Source organism: Novosphingobium flavum, from assembly GCF_014230315.1.
Lineage (GTDB): Bacteria > Pseudomonadota > Alphaproteobacteria > Sphingomonadales > Sphingomonadaceae > Novosphingobium > Novosphingobium flavum.
Genome location: NZ_JACLAW010000008.1, coordinates 231,062 through 246,749 on the forward strand (window position 1 = coordinate 231,062; position 15,688 = coordinate 246,749).

The 15,688-nt window shown below is 63.2% G+C and carries 14 protein-coding genes; 4 read left to right on the forward strand and 10 right to left on the reverse strand.

Annotation, left to right across the window (positions count from 1 at the left end):
* Position 1: 1 nt before the first annotated feature.
* From H7F51_RS12245 to H7F51_RS12280, 8 genes are all read right to left on the reverse strand, one after another.
* Positions 2-1,003 (reverse strand): type II secretion system F family protein, encoded by a 1,002-nt coding sequence (locus H7F51_RS12245; RefSeq protein WP_185664581.1) that lies wholly within the window; start codon positions 1,001-1,003, stop codon positions 2-4.
* The gene (locus H7F51_RS12250) at positions 1,000-2,388 is read right to left on the reverse strand and encodes a TadA family conjugal transfer-associated ATPase (protein WP_246448273.1); all 1,389 of its coding nucleotides are present in this window, start codon (positions 2,386-2,388) and stop codon (positions 1,000-1,002) included. The genes H7F51_RS12245 and H7F51_RS12250 overlap by 4 nt, the downstream gene beginning before the upstream one ends.
* Positions 2,385-3,536: a CpaE/TadZ family protein gene (locus H7F51_RS12255; protein WP_185664582.1), complete on the reverse strand. Its 1,152-nt coding sequence runs from the start codon at positions 3,534-3,536 to the stop codon at positions 2,385-2,387. The genes H7F51_RS12250 and H7F51_RS12255 overlap by 4 nt, the downstream gene beginning before the upstream one ends.
* Before the next feature lie 183 nt (positions 3,537-3,719).
* Entirely contained in the window at positions 3,720-3,917 is a 198-nt protein-coding gene (locus H7F51_RS12260) for a hypothetical protein (protein WP_221774115.1), read from the reverse strand.
* Between the two features lie 79 nt (positions 3,918-3,996).
* Positions 3,997-5,529: a type II and III secretion system protein family protein gene (locus tag H7F51_RS12265; RefSeq protein WP_246448276.1), complete on the reverse strand. Its 1,533-nt coding sequence runs from the start codon at positions 5,527-5,529 to the stop codon at positions 3,997-3,999.
* The gene (gene cpaB, locus H7F51_RS12270) at positions 5,519-6,439 is read right to left on the reverse strand and encodes a Flp pilus assembly protein CpaB (RefSeq protein WP_185664584.1); all 921 of its coding nucleotides are present in this window, start codon (positions 6,437-6,439) and stop codon (positions 5,519-5,521) included. Before cpaB ends, H7F51_RS12265 begins: the two co-directional genes overlap by 11 nt.
* A gap of 115 nt (positions 6,440-6,554) precedes the next feature.
* A complete protein-coding gene (locus H7F51_RS12275) occupies positions 6,555-6,740 on the reverse strand; it encodes a Flp family type IVb pilin (protein ID WP_185664585.1) in 186 nt (61 codons plus the stop codon).
* A 64-nt stretch (positions 6,741-6,804) separates the two neighbouring features.
* Complete coding sequence (locus tag H7F51_RS12280) at positions 6,805-6,990, reverse strand: Flp family type IVb pilin (RefSeq protein WP_185664586.1); 186 nt, start codon at positions 6,988-6,990, stop codon at positions 6,805-6,807.
* Between the two features lie 500 nt (positions 6,991-7,490).
* On the opposite strand from H7F51_RS12280, the gene H7F51_RS12285 reads away from it, so the two are divergent.
* Positions 7,491-8,258, forward strand: coding sequence for a DUF2569 domain-containing protein (locus H7F51_RS12285; protein WP_185664587.1), 768 nt, complete (start codon positions 7,491-7,493; stop codon positions 8,256-8,258).
* Between the two features lie 198 nt (positions 8,259-8,456).
* Positions 8,457-9,713 carry a glycosyltransferase family 87 protein gene (locus H7F51_RS12290; RefSeq protein WP_185664588.1) on the forward strand — a complete coding sequence of 419 codons (1,257 nt, stop codon included), beginning with the start codon at positions 8,457-8,459 and terminating at the stop codon, positions 9,711-9,713.
* Here H7F51_RS12290 and H7F51_RS12295 read toward each other — a convergent pair.
* Entirely contained in the window at positions 9,670-11,229 is a 1,560-nt protein-coding gene (locus H7F51_RS12295; RefSeq protein WP_185664589.1) for a hypothetical protein, read from the reverse strand. The two genes, H7F51_RS12290 and H7F51_RS12295, sit on opposite strands and share 44 nt — an antisense overlap.
* Entirely contained in the window at positions 11,142-12,362 is a 1,221-nt protein-coding gene (locus H7F51_RS12300) for a glycosyltransferase family 87 protein (protein ID WP_185664590.1), read from the reverse strand. The genes H7F51_RS12295 and H7F51_RS12300 overlap by 88 nt, the downstream gene beginning before the upstream one ends.
* 172 nt (positions 12,363-12,534) lie before the next feature.
* On the opposite strand from H7F51_RS12300, the gene H7F51_RS12305 reads away from it, so the two are divergent.
* The gene (locus H7F51_RS12305) at positions 12,535-13,224 is read left to right on the forward strand and encodes a M23 family metallopeptidase (protein WP_343061281.1); all 690 of its coding nucleotides are present in this window, start codon (positions 12,535-12,537) and stop codon (positions 13,222-13,224) included.
* Between the two features lie 879 nt (positions 13,225-14,103).
* Positions 14,104-15,688 (forward strand): Ig-like domain-containing protein (locus tag H7F51_RS12310; RefSeq protein ID WP_221774116.1); only part of this gene is annotated, 1,585 nt, incomplete at its 3' end.

The following is a 15,688-nucleotide window of genomic DNA, read 5'->3' on the forward strand; positions in this document are numbered from 1 at the left end:
GTCACACCTTCAGATCGACCATGCGGCGGATGACATAAACGCCGATCCCGTAGAGCATGATGAGCGAGACGTAGCCCACCACGAAGATTGGATCGTCGACAACTTCGAGATAGAACTGCGGGCTGACCATGAAGACGCTGACCATGGTCAGGATCGGCAAGGCGGTAAGCATCCAGCCGCTCATCCGGCCTTCCGAGCTGAGCGCGCGGACCTTCATGTAGAGCGAGGCGCGGTCGCGGATTACGCGAGTCAGGTTTTCGAGGATCTCGGCGAGATTGCCGCCGGTCTCGCTCTGGATGGAGAGCGAGACGACGAACATGCGGATTTCCTCCAGTTCCCAGCGGTCCGCCAGGCCGAGGAGGGCGTCGGTCAGTTCGGCGCCATAGGCCACTTCGTCCGATACAAGGCCGAATTCGCTGCCTAGCGGATCCTCGCACTCCTGCGTGACGAGGTCGATCGCAGAGGCGATGGGGTGGCCGGCGCGCAGGGCGCGGGTAAAAATGTCCAGCGCGAGGGGGAATTGTTCTTCCATCCGCTTGCGGCGGCGCTGCGCGAACTGACTGAGGATGAGGATCGGCAGGCCGATCGTGGTCGCGACCGACATGCCGAGGACCAGTTCGATCAGTCCGGTCGATATCTTGGCCTGAACGGTCCAGCCCAGAAAAAGCAGGCCTGCGGCCAAGGCAAGAAAGCCGATGACCATGATCGCCAGCACTGTGCGGGTATCCACCGAAAGGCCGGAGGTCTGGATCAACTGCTGGAAGCGGAAGAAACCTCGTTCGATCTGGCCGGCATCGGGGCTGAGGCGGGTCGGTTGGTTCTGCCTGAGGATCGAGACGACGTCCTGGCGATCAAGCCCGGAACGGAGCAGCTTGAGGCGCTTGTTGACCGCCCGGGTTTGTGAGCGGCGGCTGAACCAGGTGGTCAAAAGCAGCTGCGAGAGCAGGAAAACCGAAGCGAAGACCGCGATCAGCGCGGCAAGGCGGATCAGCAGGGCGGTCACGGCCCGTCGATCCGGACATGGGGACGGAACAGTTCGGCATCGAGGTGAATGCCGTGATCGAGCAACTGCGAAGCGAATTTGGGCCGAATGCCGGTGGCCTCGAACTGGCCCAGAACATTGCCGTGATCGTCACGCCCGGTCATCTTGAAGCGGTAGATCTCCTGCATGGTGATCGTTTCGCCTTCCATGCCGGTGATTTCCGAGAGGCTGATCATCTTGCGCTTGCCGTCGCTGAGGCGGGCGATCTGCATGACGATCTGGATCGCCGATGCGATCTGGGCGCGGGCCGAGCGGGGCGAGATGTCGATCCCGCTCATGCCGATCATCTGTTCGATGCGCGAAAGGGCATCGCGCGGGGAATTGGCGTGGATGGTGGTCATCGAGCCGTCGTGGCCGGTATTCATGGCCTGAAGCATGTCGAATGCTTCGCCGGCGCGGCATTCCCCGAGAATGATCCGGTCAGGCCGCATGCGCAGGGCGTTCTTGACGAGATCGCGCTGGGTGACCTCGCCCTTGCCTTCGATGTTGGGGGGACGGGTTTCGAGGCGGGCGGTGTGCTCCTGCTGAAGCTGGAGTTCGGCCGAGTCCTCGATCGTGACGATGCGCTCGCGCTCATCGATATAGGATGACAACGCGTTGAGCATGGTCGTCTTGCCCGAGCCGGTGCCTCCGGAAATGATGACGTTGAAGCGGGCCTTGACGACCGCCCGGAGCACATCGGCCACGGCCGGCGGAACCGAGCCCAGCTCGATCATCCGCTCCATGCTGATCGGCTTCTTGGAAAACTTGCGGATCGACAGCAGGGAGCCGTCGATCGCCAGGGGAGCGACGATAGCGTTGACGCGCGAGCCATCGGCAAGGCGTGCGTCGACGAACGGCGAGGATTCATCGACCCGGCGGCCGACCGCGCTGACGATGCGCTGGATGATGCGCAGCAGGTGGCGCTCGTCCTGAAAGCGGGTCGGCACGCGCTCGAGCTGGCCGAAGCGCTCGACGAAGACGGTCTTGTATCCGTTGACGAGGATGTCGTTGATCGTCTCGTCTTTGAGCAGGGGCTCGATCGGGCCGAGGCCGAGCAATTCATCGACGATGTCGTTGGACAGGGCGGTGCGTTCGGACTTGTTGAGCGCCTCGCCTTCCTCGGCCAGGATCTCGCCTACGATCTGGGCGACGTCGGAGTTGATCTGTTCGCGCGAGAGCTTGTCGAGGAGGGCGAGATTGACGCGCTCCAGCAACTGCTGGTGAATGTTCATCTTGAGACCAAGCAGCTTGTCCAGCTTCGCCTGCGAGACAGCAGCCGCCGCATCGACTCCGGCCGATTGGGCCTGCCCGATCGGAGCCGGCTGATCGGTCGTGCCGCTGCGCTTGACCTGCCAGATGCTCATGAGCGCGCTCCCAAAGGACCGTCGAGGAGGGCCTCGGCGAGTTTGGCGAGATCGCTGCCGAAGGCACTGCGCCGGTGCAGGGCGCGAACGAGGCGGCCCTGATCCTGGGCCGAGCCGACGACCGGATCGTCCAGCGCGACGCTGGCGAGGGCCGGATGGTGCAAGGTATCGGCAACGTCGCCGAGGTTAATCGTGCGGAACAGCCGCTTCTCGATCCGGTTGACGACGACCGCGACATGATCCCGTGAAATGCCCACGGACCGGAACAGATCGAGGCGGCGCTTGGCCTGGCGCAGGCTGGCGACCGACAGTTCGACCACCAGGAGCACTGCGTCGGCGGCGAGGGCGGAGGAAAGAGTCCAGTTGGTCCAGTTCGCCGGCAGGTCGAGCACGACATAGCCGTAAGTCCGGCGGAGCTGATCGAGAACGCGCAGAAGTTGATCGGTGTCTACGCTTTCCAGCGGCACGATATCCTGCGGCGCGGCGATGACGTTGACGCCGTCCTCGCTGGTTCGCGTAACCGACCGGATCAATTCATCGTCGATGCGGTGGCCGGCATCGAGCAGGTCGGTGATCGAGCCGCGGCCCTGAGCGGACAGCACGTCGGCGACCGTGCCGAACTGCATGTCGAGATCGACCACCACCGCGCTTTTGCCGCTTGCTTCGGCGAGGGCCGGCGCGAGATGTGTGGCAATCGAGGTGGCGCCGCAGCCCCCGATCGAGCGGACCACGGCGATCATCGGTGCCAGCCGGGTCTCGGTCCTGGCCTTGACCGAGCGGCTGGTCAGCACGCCAAGCGCGGCCTCGAGCAGCTCGTCGGGAGCAAAGGGCAGGCCGATCACGTCATCGATCCCGCCGCGCACGAGGGTTCGGACGAGCGCCACCGAAGCATTGGGGATGGCCGCGATCACGGGGGCATGGCCCGGCGTATCCTGAATCCTGGCGATCCGGTCGATCGATGCGGGACTGTCAGGATCAACTTCGATCACCACCAGGGCAGCGCCGTGCAGTTCGTGTGCCGCGATCGCCTCGCCGGCCTCGCGCTCGACCAGGATCAGCCCGGGGAAGGTCTTGCTATCCAGGCGCCGCGAAAGTTCTGCTGCATGCTTGGCCGAAGCTACGACAACGACATCGGAGCACGTCCGCAAGTCCAGATCCTTTCCGGAAAAGCCAGGATATTCGACAGATCCCACTTGATGGTTACTCCAGAGCCTTGGCAAGGCCCGATACTGAAAACTGGAAAAGACGAGGCGGAAGCCTGCAGTTTGTAGAATTGGCTGTCAGGTGTTTCAGGCGTTTGAAGAATTATCCTTTCCGTACCGCGACGGCAGTCATTGGCTGCTTGCCTTGGTTCCCGACTTCTCGGGAACCTTGACCTTGTCGGTCCGATAGCGCTCGACCGCAGCGACGCCCTGAACGCCGCTACCTTGTGGTGCGGCGGTATCGTAATGAGGGGCCGGGTCGATGATCTGCGCGGCCATGGTCTGGCGGTTCGCCTCACCCCAAGAGGGATCGGCTCCCGAAGCCATGCCCAAGCCAGAATTGCTGCCGGTTGCGCAGCCGGTGAGGGCACAAGCCGCCAGGGCAACTGCTGTGAAGGCGCGAAATTCAGAACGCATAGCCATCGTCCTTCTTTGCGCCGGGAGCCGGCGGCGGGGCGGCGTTTGCGGCGCCGGAGGGCGGCGTAGCGGGCGGCGGCGGACTGGGATTGGCCTCGAACGGTTGCCCGAGCAGGAAGGTCTTGAGCTCGTTCGGATCCTTGACCCGGTCCGTCGGCAGAACAACCTGACCCGGGCGGATCGGGGCGACCAGATGCGGCGTTACTACGATCATCAGTTCGGTGGCGCCCTTCTGGAACTGGGTCGAGCGGAACAGGGCGCCAAGGATCGGGATCGAGCCCAGCAGCGGAAGTTGCTGGACGTTGGTCTTGAAATCGTTCTGGAGCAGGCCGGCGAGGGCGAAGCTTTCGCCGTCCCGCAGCTCGACTGTCGTGCTCGCTCGGCGGGTGCGGATGCCGGGGATGGTGATCCCGTTCAGCGTCAGTGACGCAGACGGGTCAATTTCGCTGACCTCGGGTTCGACCAGCAGGTTGATGGTCTTGTCGCCGAGGACGGTCGGTGTGAAGCCCAGGCTTACGCCGAATTGCTTGAACTGGACCGTAATCGCGGCCGTGCCATTGCCGGCCGTGCCTGAGCCACCTGCCTGGGCCACTGGGACGGGATATTCGCCGCCAGCGAGAAACGATGCCCTTTCACCCGACAGGGCAACAAGCGTCGGCTGAGCCAGGGTCTTGGCCATGCCGCGCGTTTCGAGCGCGTTCAGCATGGCGTCGAGCGTGACGCTGCCGATGTTGAACGTGTTGCGGAAGACTCCGAAGGCTCCCGTGATGCCGGTGGTCGTCAACACGTCCGGCGTGGCACCGCTTACGGTGACATTGCCGTTACCGTCGACGGAGGTGGTGCCCGGCGAGCCCGCCTGCCAGCCCGAACCCGGCCCGGTGATCGCGGAGAACGAGCCCCCGCGCGAGGTGCCGAAGCCGTTGAAGCCGATCTGGCGCCCGGCGGTGCGGTTCACTTCAGCGAAACGCACTTCGAGCATGACCTGCTGGCTGGCTCCGATCGCGATCAGGTTCACGACCTTGTCACCGGCGTAAGTTCGCGCCAGTTGGACCGCGCGATCGGCGGCCGAGGCATTGCTGACCAGGCCGGTGAGAACGATCGAGTCGTTCGACACGGCCGCCCGGATCTGCTGGTCCGGGATAAGCTCGCGGAACTGGGTCTGAAGCGATTCGGTGTCCGGCCCCACAGCCACGTTCATGATCGACATGACCCGGCCGGCGGAATCATAGAGCGTCAGGCTGGTCGTGCCCATCTTCTTGCCGAGGACATAGATCGCGCGGTCGGTCAGCGGCAGGATGTCGGCGATTTCCTCGCTGCCGACCATGGCCTTGGCGATCGGACGGTCCGCGCTGACCACCTTGCTCTTGCGCATCGGAACTTCGAGGGTGCCGGCGTCGAGCTGGGCAGGGCCGCCCGCGTAGGGCTGGGCCGAGGCCGAGGCGGCGCCGAGTGCGAGGAGCGAGCCGGCTGCCATGGCCGCGAGTGTAGCGCGGCGGAGCTTGAGCGAGAATTCAGCGGCCATGGCGCACCTCGTAGTCGGTCGGGTTCGTACCCCGGATGATGGTCATGGTCGAACTTGGCGGAGCGGCCGGAGCCTTGGGTCGGGGTGCCGGCGCCGCGCGGCGCACGATGCGTGGGCGGGCCGGGGCCGACGTGCCTGCTGTGGATGCCAGCATCGGTGCGCCGGGAGCGCGGGCGAGCACCCGGCCCGCGGAAAGATCACGCGGCAGGACGGTGGCAAGGACCGGCGGGGTCTTGTCTGCAACATTGCGCAGGGCGAGGCTGAGGATGCCGACCTGCGAGGCGAGTGCCAGCTTCTGGGCATCGGTGATGCTGACCTGAAGCGTTGCGGTCTTGCCATAGACGGGGCCGCTCTTGTTTTCGTCGGCGACCAGATCGATGCCGAGGAGCGGAATGGCATGAAGGACGACATCGGTCATCTTGTCGCCGGCGGTGACGTTCTGTCCGGGCATGTTGCGGGTCAACAGGATGTCGACCACGTCGCCGGGACGGGCGAAGCCGCCGACGCCGGAGACGTCGCTGACCTGGATCGTGTAAGCGACCTGGCCGGCCGGAAGGTTGGCGGAAATCGACGCGCGGGCGTTGGTGCCCGAGACGCGCGATGCCAGAACCGGTTCGCCGATGACCATCGGCCGCAGGGCGACGCGGTTGCGGGTCGCTTCCTCGACAGTGGTGAAGGCCCCGACGGGCACGGAGCCCTGGGGCCAGTTGATCAGCCGGACGTTCTGGGAACTGAGCGGAGCGCCGAAGGCGAGATCCTGGCTGGCGACGACGATCCGCGCGAGCTTGTTCTGCTCGGCGATCTCGACCTCGCGTTGCTGGACCCCGGTGAAATAGGAGTTGCCAAGCCAGACTGCGACAAGACCGAGTACAACGGCGAGCGCTACGATAAGTATGCTTCTGGATGGCATGTCACGGCCCCCGTTCCGGACAATTACATTTTCGTCAGGGTATGACCCCCGAGCCTCTTATACTACCACATTGAGCAGTAATGCAAAGCCCGAGGGTTCATATCCATTTATAAATTTAGCAGGACATACCGGAGCTGCTGCAGACCAGGCTGCCCGCCTTGTGGATGCCGCTGCTGACCTGCTGGCCGAGGTAGTAGGCCGCGCCAGCGATACCGGCGCCGACGATGGCGAGGATCAGCGCATATTCGGCGGCAGCCGCGCCGGACTCGTCGCGAAGGAATGAGCGAAAAAAGTTGGTCATGGTTTACTCCAATCTGATTTGAATTTTGAAGCGTTGCCTTGTCGGCTCTGCTTGATGGATTGACTCAGCAGGTCAGGCCCGAGCTGCTGCAGACAATGCTGCCAGCCTTGGTGATGCCGCTGCTGACCTGCTGGCCGAGGTAGTAGGCGGCCCCGGCGATGCCGGCGCCGACGATGGCGAGGATCAGCGCATATTCGGCGGCAGCCGCGCCGGACTCGTCGCGAACGAACGAACGGATGAAATTGGTCATGGTGAATTACCCCTAGTGTGCATGCGCCCCTTGAGGATGGTCCTCACGAGGATGTTGCAGATTGGCTCCGGCCTCTATTTCCGGTTGGCCAATGCCCGGGAGGGGTGCTTGATGGACCGTCGCGACCGTGGTTTGTTATGGCCAGCTCGCGCCGGCCCAAATGCGAGATCCCCCCGGGGATGATCAAAAATTCCGCCCAAAGTAAGATTTCGTCAACCTTAATATCGGTCTTGCCGCATATCTCGAAAAATCAATAGGTTATAGTTTACCGGTCTTAACGTCATCAGTTAACGACGGGAACCGTTCTCGACTCGGGCAGTCTGTGATGTGAGTGATTTCGCTGCATGCTGGGGGAAGGCGGCCAGCCGGTGGCTCGCAGACGACCTGCTTTAAGTGGGTATTAACCAAGGTCTGGCAAGAACCCTTGCATGGCAAACACGACACTCTTTTCCTCCGCACATCCGCTCTGGTTGCCGCTGCGCCGCATGGCGCGCGATCGCATGGTCGATCTCGGCCGCAAGACCCGGGCCGTTGCCGCCTTTTTCGATGTGCGGATGGAGATGATGATAACGGCCTGGATCGGCGTGATGCTGTTCGCCGGGGCGGTCAAGGTGGCAACCTCTCCCCTTCCGGTCGATGGGCTGCAGCAATGGGGTGCGCAGTTGTTGCCCTATCTGTTTGTCGCGCTTTCGCCGGTTGCCGGGTATAGGGTGGCTGCCGGCAGCTTTCCGCGAGGCCTGCTTTCCGCCCAGCCGATCTTCCGCATTGCAAGGTTGGGTAAATGGTGTCCTGTCGATGTGGTCGAGGCGCGTCGCAATCCCGCCTTCGGTCCGGCCGGCTTCATGGCCTCCCTCATGGTGGGCATCCTTCTCAATGTTCCGGTCCGCACGGTCGAATACCTCGCGGCAATTCCATCAGTTGGAGCCGATGCGCCGGGCTGGGCCCAGACGCTGCAGATGGCCATGACCGTCGACGTGGTGGTCATGAATTTCTTCTATATGGTCTGCTTCGTCATGGCCCTGCGCTCGGTTCCGCTCTTTCCGAGGATGCTGCTGTTCGCCTGGGCCGTCGACGTGGGAATGCAGTTCATGATCGCCGACATGGTGGCAAGCGCGAGAGGGCTGCCGGAAATGGTCGGAAGGACGCTGCTGACCCTGCTGCATGGCAATCTCGACAAGGTCTTCATCAGTGCGGCGGTCTGGCTACCCTACCTGCTGCTCTCGGAACGGGTGAACGTGACTTATCGGCACCGGATCTGGAAGAGCTGACTCAGCCGGTTCAGCGGAGATGCCGCGAAGCAACATGCTGCATCAGGCATTCTGTCGCGCGCCGGTTTGACAAAGTTGCGCATGAGCCTGCTACTCATGGCATGAATCGGAGCCGAGCGGGAGATCGCAAGAACCAATCCCGGCCCGGCGGTGTGATCGTAGGAAGCTCTGTTCCCGCATTCAGGCGAGGTTGTGCGAATGGCCTTGGCGCCGAAGTCTCCGCTTGTGGTTAGCCTGTTCGCGAACCGGTTGTTCGTGCCGCTGTTCGTTTTCATGGTCATGGCAATGACCCTGATGAACTTCTGGTTTTTCGTTCAGCCAGAGCTTTACCGCAAACTGCGCGGCCTGGTCGATTTCCAGGAATTCTACCTCGTTGGCAAACTGTCGCTGCACGGCAATGCGGCGTGCGCGTATGACTGGCCCTGCCTCGGACGAGAGCAGATGAGGCTTTACGGGCGGGTCGATCAGATGCCCTGGGCCTATCCTCCACAGATGAACCTGTTGCTGAGCGGTCTTGGCGGGATGCCGCTGGCCTGGGCCTATCTGCTGTTCGTGGGAGGGACTTTGGCCCTGTTCCTGCTATCAGTGATCCGGCTGGGCGGACGCCATGCAGCGCTTGCCTTGAGCCTGAGCCTGCCAGCCATCCTCATAAACCAGCGCAGCGGGCAGAACGGCTTTCTTACGGCAGGCCTGATTGGACTGTTCTGCTGGCTGGCGCTCAAGCAAAGCCAGCGTTGTGGGCTGGCGCTGGGGGCCATGGTGATCAAGCCTCACCTGGCCTTGGCGCATGGCTTCACCTTGCTCGCTCGGCGACGCTGGCGCGCGGCGACATGGGCGGGCGTGGTTGTTGCCGGCTCAACAGTGGTTGTAGCGACGGTATATGGTATCGGCATCTGGTCAGCCTTCAGGCAGGGCGCAGAGGTTTCAAGCGGACATCTGTGGCGGGGGGACTTTCCCATCCACCGCATGACGTCAGTCTACGCGGCGGCGTTTTCCATGGGGTCGGGGCCGGTCATCGCCATGACGCTGCAGATTGCGGTGGCCTTGTTGGCCTTGGCGGGGCTCTTCGTACTGGTTCGCAAGTTCGCCGACGAGCGGATCGTGCTGGCTGCGGCAACGGCAAGTTCAGTGCTGATGAGCCCTTACAATTACGACTATGATCTGCCGATCCTCGCTGTCGCCCTCGCACTCATCACGCCGGTGATCATCGAGCACGTTTCCGGCCTTGAAGTGTTGCTACTGACCATCCTGTCCTGGGCTTCTTCGGCGAACTACCTGATCGTCGCCCTCTTCATCGACCTGTCCGAAGGCAGCAAACCGAGAGACGCATGGTCCCTGTCCGCGATCTGCATACTGGCGACGTGTTGGCTGGTCGGGCGGATTTTGCGGCGGATCGATCGGCAAGCGGCGCCTACCGTGGGGGAGGCATTGGGTGAGAGTATACCGGCGGGGTGAGGGCAGGCGGCTGCTCGATGCGGTAGAGGCGGTAATACCCCCGCATCGGTTGCGGCATCGGGACGAAGCGCCACCCCTGCCCCTCGAGGGCAGTGCGGGTGCAGGACCAGAACTCGACCTCTGAAACAACCGCGAACCGGGCGTGGCTGCTCCTTGCAATTCTGTCCAGCGCCGGACCGATTTCGCACGGGTGGTGGGTGAATTTGCGATGAAAATCGATGCTGCTCGGGGTTTTTAACCCGACCACGTCGATCAGCCGGGCTTCGGGATGAGTCCAGGAAGCGATCCCGGCATCGTGGATCAGGATGGGCGATCCAGGCGGCAGGTTGCGCAGGGCGGCGTCCAAGGTTGCGATATTGGCGAGATTGTTAGCTTCGGCTGAGCGCAGGGTTTTAACCGCTGGGCCGATGTTGAAGGCTGCGTACAGCCCCAACAGGGCATAGGCCAGGGTTCCGGTTCTTAGCCCTGAAAACCCGCTTAGCCACAGCACCGTGATTGGCACTGTCGGGCCGAGATAGCGCTGGTAGTTCCATGAGACCGAACTGGGCAGGGTTACGGTTGCGATCGTCAGTATGGCGCCGATGAACAGGGCGCCGCACCATCCGCCGCGAACGCGGGAAATGCCCGCAATTCCCGCGTAAAGCGGCAGGAGTCCTGATTTGAGCAGAGCTTTCAGCACAGCGCCGATTCGTTCTTCGAGAGGTTCCCCGAACTCGGCATAGAATGCGATCTTTGCCGCGGCGGTGGTCGGCACAAGGGAGCCGGTCTCGATCCAGACCCAGGTCATCCATGGCAGGGCGGCCAGCAGAGAGATCGTGGCAGTCCTGATCGGGGCCCCATGGAGCCAGGCCGCGCGCAATAGGAGAATGGCGGAAAGCAGGCCCAGTTCAGGCCGGACAAATGGCGCCATTCCGGCGAGGACGGGCAGGCGGCGGTCATCGCACAAGGCGAAGAGCCAAGCCGTCGTGGCCATGGCCAGGCCGGTTTCGAGACCGTTGAAAAGGTTGATCGGCGTGCCGCCCGCAGTCAGGCCCAGCAGGACCAGCGCCGGGACCTTCCAGCCTTGCGCTCCCGCTTCCCGGACCATTTGATCAAGTCCCAGGGCGTAGACCAGGGCCGACACCGCGGCGATCGCCAAAGAGGCGAGGGGAAGGGGCATGATCGTGCCCAGCGCCGCCACCAGGGCGAGATGAATGCTGCTGGTGGCTCCGGTGAGCGGGGAGGTGTCGTATGCCGTGTCGTGGTTCCCTGCGAGGAGGGACCGCGCGCTGTGCAGGACGATGTAGGAATCGTCGAGCGGGAAGGCGCCTTTCCAACCGGTCAGGAAGGCGCCGATACAAAGGGCGTAAAGGACGATCCGCCACGGGTTCTGTGAGGGGAGAAGCGGGGGACTGTCATGGTCGGCCGCTGGTGAAAGGCGAAAAGGCATCACGTTGCGGTCATCTGCCGGGGGGCAACACCAGCTTCGCTGTCTTTCCGCCGCCAGACGGCGCCCAGCATGATGAATTGCACCCACGGGGCGAGGTTGGCACCAAGTGGCAAGGCGAGTGCCCGGGTCCACAGCGGCGCCAGGTAAAGCACGAGGAGCAAGGGGCGTGCCCATCCGCGGCGAGGATGGTCCCTCTCCTGCGCGAGCAACCAGACGGTGGGCACGATGAGCAGGGCGAGGTCGTAGTTGAACATGTATGGCGTTGCGAGCGGGATGGCAGCGACGAGTATGGCGCACTTGGCTTCCAGGCTGACTGGACCGGACCAGGCCCGCCACGTGATAGCGCCCACGAGCAGTGTCGAGAGGGCTTGCGCCATCGTAGCAGCAAGCGGGGATACTGCCACGCGAACGGCCGCATAGACCGTGCATTGGCGCAGGAAGAAGGGCAGGTCGCCCATTTCCATCAGGAACCGGCTGACCTGCCAGGAACGGCGGTAGTTCAGCAGCACCTCCGGCCCGAACAGCAAGGCGGTGATGCCGATCAGGACAATCGCCGTGGCTCCTGCGCTCCAAAAGGCGCGCCAATGCCGGCCGGCGGCGAGGGCCACCGGAAAGAGCAGGGCGAGGTGCGGCTTGATCACCAGGACGCCTATGCACAGGCCGGCAGCTACGGGGCGGCGGCGCAGCAGATCGGCCGCCCCTGCGATCAGGCCGCCGGTCAGCAGTCCGGTCTGCGCATGCCAGCCGGCGACGAGGGCGCCGGGATAAGCCGCGATGGGCCAGAACAGGGTGCGATCGAGCCGCCGGGCGGCGACGAGGTAGACTGTGTAGGTCGCGCCGATCCATGCCGCCCAAGCCACGGTAAAGTTCAGCAGGCCGAAAGGCAGGGTGAACAGGATGAAGGGGGGCGGATTGACGAAAGCAAAAATGTTGGTGCGGCCGATTGCCGCCTGAATCGCCCCGGTTGCGGCAAGGTCATAAACCTCAGTGGCGCGGCCCGCGACCGCGAGCTTGCCGGCTGACCAGAAAGCAAGGAAATCGCTTCCGGTTTCACCTGTGGCTTGCAAGTAGGAGCCAAGGAAGCTGATGAGAGACACGAAAAGCAGGATGATCGAATAGGCGCGAACTCTCTTCGCACCAATCCAGTCGAGCTGTAACCAGCGGACAATCGTGGCGCCAAGTCTCTGCAATAACCTGCCCCTGCTGCACGGCGCATTCAATTCATGGCCTGCAGTCAGTTTTCGTTGGATGTGGCTGGATGGTCAAGCGAAGGAGCAAGGTTGGCCCCAACTGGGACGGTTGCCTTGCCTGTTCCTTCTTCGCGCGGCGTGATCTTGCCCGCAGTCACGGATAGGTTTATTCACAGGGCTTGCGCTACCCGGGGCCGGGTATGTGCAGGCGGGTCCTTTTTATGGGGTAGGACTCATGACCAGGCTTCTTTCGTCCCGAGGTTGCGGCGCGCTTTTCGGCGCGGTTCTTGCCGTGTGCTTCATTGCGACAGGAGCGGAGGCCAAGGGGGGCAGCGCGACCGACAAGCGTTTCGCGGTGATTGCTCAATCTGGCGAGGGCGCGGGCGATCCCGGCCCGGCGCACATTCAGATCGGGCCCGCGCTGGATCTTGTCGGCAATCCGGTGGACCTTTCCGCAATTGCCCTCGCGCGCAACATGGCGGCCGCCGATCCGGCGGCGCTCATGCCGGGTGTGTCCGGCCTGATGCCGGTTTCCGGGCGGGCAGTGACCAGTCGCTTCGGAATGCGATTCCATCCCCTGCTCGGGGTCGATAGACTTCATGCCGGCATCGATCTGGCGGCACCCATGGGTTCGCCGGTTGTTGCCACGGCGGATGGAATCGTTGGCCATGCCGGGGCACTCGGGGGCTACGGCTTGCTTGTTGGCATCAAGGGTTCGGCCGGCCTCGAGACCCGCTACGCACATCTTTCCAAGCTGAATGTTGCTCCTGGCCAGCTTGTCAGGCGCGGCCAGTTGCTTGGTTGGTCCGGCTCGACCGGATTGTCCACCGGGCCTCATCTTCACTACGAGGTTCGCGTGAATGGACGCGCGGTAAACCCCTTGGGGCATTAAGGCCCGCCCCCTGCCGCACTACATGGAAAATGCATGGACTTACTTCAGCGCGGCTCGTGCCAAGGGCGCTCATCGCCGAGTCGGACCGGTTCATCGCACAAAGCGGGTGTGCTGTTAACCAAATTTAGAAAGCATAATGGATCTAATATTACGCCCGCGCAGCATTGACCGAGTTAAAAAACCTTACGATAAATCAGGAACATGTGGCGCCAATTGGTGAGGTTTCTGCTGCGTCTGCGAATGTCATTAACCAGCCATCTAAAAAAACTGTTGATTAAGCCTGTAAATCAGCGCGTAGTTGAGGTTGGTGATGGCCTTGGTGGAGGGCGTCATCAAAACAAGAAGGCGCGACATTGACGGCATCGTCGTTGAAGTTGAGCCGGGCGGGCGCACCAGAACTGAAAACCTTTTGGAGAATGCACGTGATTGTGCAGTCGAGTTTCTGTGTCTGCGCTCCGAGTGATCGGAAGCCCTGTCCAAGCCGTGCCCCAAGCGCGGCTGCAACTGCGTATTTCGCAGCTGGCAGGGCGCACCGGCGGGCAGTCACTGCACGAACCAGTCCCGGGATGCGCAGCCGGCACATTGTGTCAGCAGCGCGGGCGGCTGGGTGGATGGCGGCGACCCCCCGAAACGGCTGGTCGAATCGCTCAGGCGGATGCGCCCCCGTCTGCTCCACCGAGACCACCCAGCCGCTTCAAGCTCGGGGTGGGCGCCAGGGCGGGCGCATGGATGCAATGCCGCAGGAGTGCGGTGAAATGAACACAGTGGGGCTGATCAGGGTCGGGATAACGCCGGGGAAGTGACCCGGATTTGACGACGATGTTCAGTCTCAAGCGGCCGGCCTGGGCAGGGGCCGGATCAGAAGCAGAGGGCCGGAAAATGGATTTCGAAGCCAATCGCGAAACCGCTCATGAGAGCGATACTGCCGAGTTCACTCCGGCCAAGGCCGGGATGGCTGCTGCGGCCGCCGCGGCGGCGCCCAAGGGCGTTCCCGCGAGCGCCATTGCGCTGGCGCCAGATGCGAACGGGGTGATCGTTCTGCCTGCCGGTGTCACGCTGGACGATCTCGAGGTCCAGGGCCGCGACCTGGTGATCCACGCGCCGAACGGTGCGGTTTACGTCATCCATGACGGCGCCGTCTACGTGCCGCAGATCGTGGTCGACGGGGTCGAGGTTCCGCCGCTCAACTTGGCCGCTCTGCTGACCGGTGCCGAACCGCAGCCAGCCGCCGGGGCCGTTTCCAGTTCGGGGGGTAATTTTGCTGATCCGGTGGGCAACATCCAGCCAGCCTACGACCTGGGCGACCTGCTGCCCTACACCGAACTGCAGTTCCCGCAGATCGAAATTCAGGAAATCTTTCCCGGCGTGGTGAACCGCACGCCCGACGTGCTGATTCAGGACGGCGGACCGGCTTCGCACGATGCAGTCGACTCGGTCAGTGAAACGGGCTTGCCCAATCCGCGTCTGAACGGTGCCGTGGAATCGCCCGGTTCGGCCTTCGGCAACAATGCCCATATCACGACCGGCACGATCTTCGTCGACTCTCCCGATGGGATTGCCGCAATCACCATCAACGGTGTTACCTACAACCTCTCCGGCGCCACCGCGCCGGTTCCCGGCACTTACGGGACTCTGGCGCTCGGCACGCTGGCCAACGGGACGATCTCTTATACCTACACCCTGACCGACAACACGTCCGGCAATTCGACCAGCGAAGTGTTTACGGTCGTCGTCGTCGATCCGCAGGGGGACAGTTCGACGGCCAAGCTGACAGTCAGCATTTTCGATGACACTCCGACCGCATTCCCCAACACCAACGCGGTGTCGGAAGGGTCGACGGTGACCGGCAACGTGCTGACCAACGGCACGCCGGACGTGTTCGGCGCCGACGGTCCGATTGCGGCCAATGCCGGAGTGACCGGCGTCGCCACCGGCAGCGTCACGACCAGCGCGGTTGTCGGCGGCCTCGGCGGCACCGGGATCGTGGGCCAGTACGGCACGCTGATCCTCAACGCCAACGGCACCTACAGCTACAAGGCAAATGCCAACATCACGACCGGCGCGGCGCTGGTCGATCACTTCGTCTATACGATCACCGACGGGGACAACGACACCTCGACGACGACGCTGGACATCACGGTCAACAACGTGACGGTGACGGCGAGCGACAACGAGGCACTGGTCAACGAGGCCGGCCTGGCGACGGGGAGCAATTCCGCGGCGACGAGCGAGGTGTTCAACGGCGCGATCACCGCCTCGGGCGGTTCGGGCGGCTACACCTATGCGCTGAGCACCAGCGCGACGGGAGCCTACGGCAACCTCGTGCTCAACGCCAATGGGAGCTACACCTACACGCTGACCAAGGCCTTCGACACCAGCCCGGACAGCCTGACGACCGCGACCCAGACCGAGGCGGGCAAGGACAGCTTCGGCTACACGGTGACCGACAGCAACGGCAACACCA

What these genes read in the sequence shown, in the direction of transcription:
- H7F51_RS12280 (WP_185664586.1), bottom strand. Translation starts at nt 6,990, where the DNA reads ATGACCAATTTCATCCGTTCGTTCGTTCGCGACGAGTCCGGCGCGGCT.
- H7F51_RS12250 (WP_246448273.1), bottom strand. Translation starts at nt 2,388, where the DNA reads ATGAGCATCTGGCAGGTCAAGCGCAGCGGCACGACCGATCAGCCGGCT.
- H7F51_RS12275 (WP_185664585.1), bottom strand. Translation starts at nt 6,740, where the DNA reads ATGACCAACTTTTTTCGCTCATTCCTTCGCGACGAGTCCGGCGCGGCT.
- H7F51_RS12260 (WP_221774115.1), bottom strand. Translation starts at nt 3,917, where the DNA reads ATGGCTTCGGGAGCCGATCCCTCTTGGGGTGAGGCGAACCGCCAGACC.
- H7F51_RS12265 (WP_246448276.1), bottom strand. Translation starts at nt 5,529, where the DNA reads ATGGCCGCTGAATTCTCGCTCAAGCTCCGCCGCGCTACACTCGCGGCC.
- cpaB (WP_185664584.1), bottom strand. Translation starts at nt 6,439, where the DNA reads ATGCCATCCAGAAGCATACTTATCGTAGCGCTCGCCGTTGTACTCGGT.
- H7F51_RS12290 (WP_185664588.1), top strand. Translation starts at nt 8,457, where the DNA reads ATGGCCTTGGCGCCGAAGTCTCCGCTTGTGGTTAGCCTGTTCGCGAAC.
- H7F51_RS12285 (WP_185664587.1), top strand. Translation starts at nt 7,491, where the DNA reads ATGGTCGATCTCGGCCGCAAGACCCGGGCCGTTGCCGCCTTTTTCGAT.